The sequence below is a fragment of the Silvanigrella sp. genome (assembly GCF_044369315.1).
Classification (GTDB): Bacteria; Bdellovibrionota_B; Oligoflexia; order Silvanigrellales; family Silvanigrellaceae; genus Silvanigrella.
Map to the genome: position 1 here is coordinate 1 of NZ_JBIPMD010000231.1, position 5,006 is coordinate 5,006.

Sequence of the window (5,006 nt, forward strand, 5' to 3'; positions counted from 1 at the left end):
ATCCCATTCCGAACTCCGAAGTCAAGCCCGCCTGCGGCAATGGTACTGCACCCTTAGGTGTGGGAGAGTAGCTCTGCGCAGCCTTTTAATCTTAAATCCCACTTCAAAAGAAGTGGGATTTTTTTTGTTTATAAATAAAATTTTATATGAAACTATCTAGGAAATTTTTTATACTTTCTAATGTTTTATTATTATTCTAAGATTAATTAGTAATAAAACTTAAAATTAATTTAGTTTTAAAATCATAATTTTTATTCTTTTAAAAGAATAAAAATTATGATTTATGCCTTTGTATTTTACAAAAAAAAATAAAGTTTTAGAAAAATATTTTTTCATTCACCGCATATGTCATTAACACTTCATATTTAACAATTTTTTTTGTCATATATGATAATTTTTTATAAATAATGTTTTTTATGATTTTATCATTTGTAAAACTCACTTTATAAAAATTATTTTATTTTTCCTTTTATTAAAAAACACATGGCACAAAAAATGCTTAAAGATTTTTAGTTACAGAAATAGTTTAAATGTAACTAGGGTAAACTCATTAGTATGAAAGAATTGGTGCTTATGAAAAAATATATGGATTCTAGTTCAATTGCAAAAAAATAAGTATGAAATTATTTTCAAAAAAAATATTTGTTGGAATTTCTTTTTTTTTCTATTTCAAATGTTTATGCATCCTACAATTTTGACCCTGTATTTGATATGTCAGGTAAACCGGTTCGTTTTTGTAAATCTTATAAAATTAAATTTCAAGCTAAAGAACCTGACTTAAATTCAAATAATTACTTAAGTTATTCGACTTGGTGGTTTAATAAATACGATTATTTAGTAAAAGACAATGAATCTAAAGCTTCCAATATTATTTTTGAGCCTAAAGGATTTAAATGTGAAAATGAAAGATTAATAGATGAGATTAATCCAGATGCGCCAATGATTTCAAATGCTGATATTCTTCTAAAAAATGCAAAATTAAAAATAAAATTTCAAAAGATAAATGAAAGTGATGAATATAAATATTTAAAAGTTAGTTATTTAGGATACTATTATCTTTCTTATACAGCAGATCTTATAAGCTTATCAGAGTTTCAAAATATAATATCGTGTTTTGAGGATAAAAATCCGAATTGGTGTTTTGAAGGAAAGTTAATGAATGATAAACAGCCGAATTCAGAAGGAATAGGTTTTTTGCCCAACTAATTTAATAAATTAAATAATATATTTCAAAAATCTAACATTCTTTTTTTAAACAGTCATCACAGCATTTACAAGTTAAGATAAATGTTAGATTTTGATTTACATAATATGATCCTTCTTTATAAAAGAGATTCGTTTTTAAAAAACTTTTATCTGCATTTTTTAGAATATTATCTTGATCTTTGATAATAGATATTTTTCCTTCTTTTAAAAATTTAATAACTTCTTCTGAATCTAAAATATTATAATTTGGCTTATTAATGCATGATTTATAACATTTAGAGCATTTATTTTCTCCAGCATATGTATAAAAATTTAAAAGTATTATAATTATGGCAAAAATATATTTAATCAATATTTTTTTCCTTTAGAAGTTACTTTAAACATTTTTTTAGTAATCGGAAAGTTTAGATACATATCATTTTGAGTGGAATGAAAAATTTAACCTCAATGTCAAAAAATTATTTATAGTATTAACAACGGCTCCAACCGCATTCATTACAAACTATGCAATTTGATTGATGAATTAAAGAATCTTTTTGGCAGTTTGGGCAGTTTTCACCAACTAATTTACTTCCATCTTCAATATATTTTTTAAGAACTCGACTAATTGCTTTTGCAAAAGTTGTCATATCTCCTTCCGCTTTAACAAGCTGTTGGACAATAAATTTAATATCTACACGGTGCCTTAAATTTAAAGAGACAAGCCTTGTCATAGCGCTTTCTGAGCCATCATTTTTAAATGATTTTTTTATATCTAATTTAACTTCTTTAGCTTTATTTTTTAAAATTAAAAAATAATTCCCTTTTTCATTTTTAAATATTTTTCCTTTTGGATAAATAGAAGGATTAAAATTCTTATGAGAAAGACCACAGAAAACTTCATAAGGGATATCTTCAATTAATCCAATGAGGACAATCCATTTTTGACCAGATACATTTGTTTGATGAATGTCACAAATAACTTCTTGAGGTCTTTTAAAAGAAACAAGTTTACTTAAATTCTTATTGTTACTTTTATCTGTAATATGATTTAAAACACCTTCTCTACTTTTATCTCTATAGACTGTAACCGATTTAAGTTTATATTCCCAAGATTTATAATAAATTTCAAGAATATCTTCAATTGTAGCGAATTCAGAAAGGTTGTAAGTAACAGATATTCCACTATCTATATATTTATACAATTCTGACATTAATTTTATTTTATCTATTGGATGAATATTTTTTTTTGGATTTTTATTCCATGCAGCAAAAACCCATTCTTCGGATTGAATCATTTCATCAATATTTTTTTTTGTAACTTTTAACTTTTTTCTTTTTAGTTCATTTAATACACAATTATCATAAATAACATGTGTTCTGTATTCGCCAGTTACTGCCCTTTCTTTTCGTTCATAGTAGGGAGAAAAAGAGGGTTCGCAACCATTCCCCCCTGTTCCAACAACCATAGAAAGCGTTCCTGTTGGTGCAACTGAGAGACAACACACATGTCTCATGAATTCAAAATCATTTAATTTTAAATTCGTTAATTCACATAGCCTTTTAATAAAAGGGCTTTGTGTGAACCATTCTTTTTGAAATTCAGTAAAACTTCCTCTTTCTTTTCCTAGCTCAATGGATGTTCGATAAGCTGATTCTGCAAAAATACTCATTATTTTGTTTATTAATTCGATGCTTTTTTCTGAACCATAAATTATTTTATTTTTTATGAACCAATCATATAATCCTGTGAATCCTAAACCTATTCTAGTCATTTCTTTTAATTTTTGTTTTTGAATAGGATGAGGTGATCTGTTTTCTTCATATTCTGCAAGCATTACATTATCTAAAAAACGAATACCAAATGAAACTCTTTCAATTAGCCAATCTTTCCAATTTTCATGGTAAAGAGGCATATTATAAAAATTAATGGATGCTAAAACACAAGTATTATATGGGTCTAATTTTTGTTCTGAACAACCATTTGTTGAAACAATATGAAATTTTTTATTGGGATGATAATTGCTATTTGACCAATATTCACTAAAGTCCCAAAATTCAATTCCTGGTTCCCCCGTCTTCCAAGCTTGAAAAGCAATTTTTTGAAACAAATTTCTTGCATTTATTTGTTTCGTTATTTCAAGATTTGGACCAGGTGAGTCGTTATCAAATAACGTTTCTCCTATAAAAACCTCATTATTTATACGTTTCCATTTTAATTCAATATTTTTATTTTTTTCTACACATTGCATAAAATGGGAATCAATTTTTACAGAAATATTTTGTGAAGTTAGTTTAGTAATATCAGATTTGCATGAAATAAATTCTTCACTGTCAGGATGATAAATCCATAAATCGGGCTTCGTTGCTCCTCTGCGATTTTCTGCACCGATGACTTGCATGGAAGCATCATAATTTATGAGAAAACTAACTGCACCAGTGCTATATTTAGCACAATTATTTGTTTTTGCTCCTCTTGGTCTTAAACCAGAAATATCAATCCCATTTCCCTGTCCATAAGAAGCGATGCGACTCCAATTCATTAAAGAGTCTCCAAAAATGTTTTCGATAGAATCTTTAACAGGAGGCTGTGTAGTGCAATTTACAAAAGAAACTTTAGTGCTTGGATTTCCTGCGGCTCTCCAAATTCCACCGGCAGGGCTAAAGTCTTTATTCGAAATAAATTGTATTGTCTTTTGTTTCATTACATCAAATTTATGTTTATCGTATTTGTTTACTTCATGAGCAACACGATAAATAGCATTTTGAAAGGTTTCTTTATAGACTATATTTTTATTAGAATCTGTTAACTCTAAGCAATATTTACTTTCAAGAATATTTTTATATAATTCAGAGATAAATTCATATTTATTATGACTCATTTTTTGCTTCTTTATTTTTAAAATACAAGAATATAAGTTCAAATTATTATATTAATATTTTTGTTTTGATTCAATCTTAAATTTTAAAAAAATAGAATAGCTAAAAGTTTGGAAAATAATAAAACTAAATTACTTGAGTTGTTTTGCCATTTTCATTAATAGCAACCATTGAAAATGTGCCACTAACAGCTAATTCTCTATTTTTTGTATACATATGTTCAATAAAAATTTGAACTTGAACTTTTAAACTTTTATTACCTACATGGGTGACAATCCCATGAATATCAGCAAATGACCCTGCTGGAATTGGTTTTTGAAAATCAGTTTTATCTAATGAAACCGTAACCATTTTTTTTCGAGAGAATCTTGTTGCTGTAATAAAAGCAACTTCATCCATCCAATTTAAAGCGGTTCCTCCAAATAATGTATTGTAATGATTTGTGGTTTCTGGAAAAACACATTTAATCATTCGTGTTTCCGATTGATTGATATTTTCTTGAAAATCTTGAGATCTGTCCATGAGTAACCCCTTGCTCGAGAGTGAATTCTTGTAGGTAATCGGGCTTTCATAAAAAAAAATAATGATAACCGTTGCGGCACAGCGCTGGATTTTCACCAGACTTCCCCTACAAGGATAGGTACAGTATCTATAAAATAAATATTATGCAAATTGGATTAATTTTTTGTTTTTAATTTTAAAATTTGATTAAATATATTTAAAGTATCAATGTCTTGAAGACATTTTAGGTTTTTAAATCGGCACTTTCCTTTTCCATGTCTTGAACATGGGCTGCAAGATAAATTCAGATATTCAGTAGATATTTTGTTATAAATTGGAACAAAACCAAATAAAGGAGAGGTTGCTCCGAATAATACACTAGCAGGAATTTTAAAGACATCTGCTCCATGGGCAGCAAAAGAGTCGTTTGTAATAATATA

At 27.3% G+C, this 5,006-nt stretch carries 4 protein-coding genes, 1 rRNA gene, 1 pseudogene and 1 riboswitch; of the genes and pseudogenes, 2 read left to right on the top strand and 4 right to left on the bottom strand.

The window, feature by feature from the left end:
• Positions 1–84: ribosomal RNA gene (rrf, locus tag ACIQ56_RS14270) — 5S ribosomal RNA — on the top strand; the annotation flags it as partial.
• 561 nt (positions 85–645) lie between these two features.
• Positions 646–1,206: a hypothetical protein gene (locus ACIQ56_RS14275; protein ID WP_397601717.1), complete on the top strand. Its 561-nt coding sequence runs from the start codon at positions 646–648 to the stop codon at positions 1,204–1,206.
• A gap of 31 nt (positions 1,207–1,237) precedes the next feature.
• On the opposite strand, the gene ACIQ56_RS14280 is transcribed toward ACIQ56_RS14275, so the two are convergent.
• The 4 genes and pseudogenes from ACIQ56_RS14280 to ACIQ56_RS14295 all read right to left on the bottom strand — a co-directional run.
• Positions 1,238–1,558 (bottom strand): hypothetical protein, encoded by a 321-nt coding sequence (locus ACIQ56_RS14280; protein WP_397601718.1) that lies wholly within the window; start codon positions 1,556–1,558, stop codon positions 1,238–1,240.
• A gap of 118 nt (positions 1,559–1,676) precedes the next feature.
• Positions 1,677–4,067 carry a hypothetical protein gene (locus tag ACIQ56_RS14285; RefSeq protein WP_397601719.1) on the bottom strand — a complete coding sequence of 797 codons (2,391 nt, stop codon included), beginning with the start codon at positions 4,065–4,067 and terminating at the stop codon, positions 1,677–1,679.
• Positions 4,068–4,191: 124 nt separating this feature from the next.
• Positions 4,192–4,587, bottom strand: a complete 396-nt coding sequence (locus tag ACIQ56_RS14290) for an acyl-CoA thioesterase (RefSeq protein ID WP_397601720.1) — start codon at positions 4,585–4,587, stop codon at positions 4,192–4,194.
• 11 nt (positions 4,588–4,598) lie between these two features.
• Positions 4,599–4,737: riboswitch (cobalamin riboswitch) on the bottom strand.
• A 5-nt stretch (positions 4,738–4,742) separates the two neighbouring features.
• Positions 4,743–5,006 (bottom strand): annotated as a pseudogene (locus tag ACIQ56_RS14295) (glycosyltransferase family 9 protein); the annotation flags it as partial.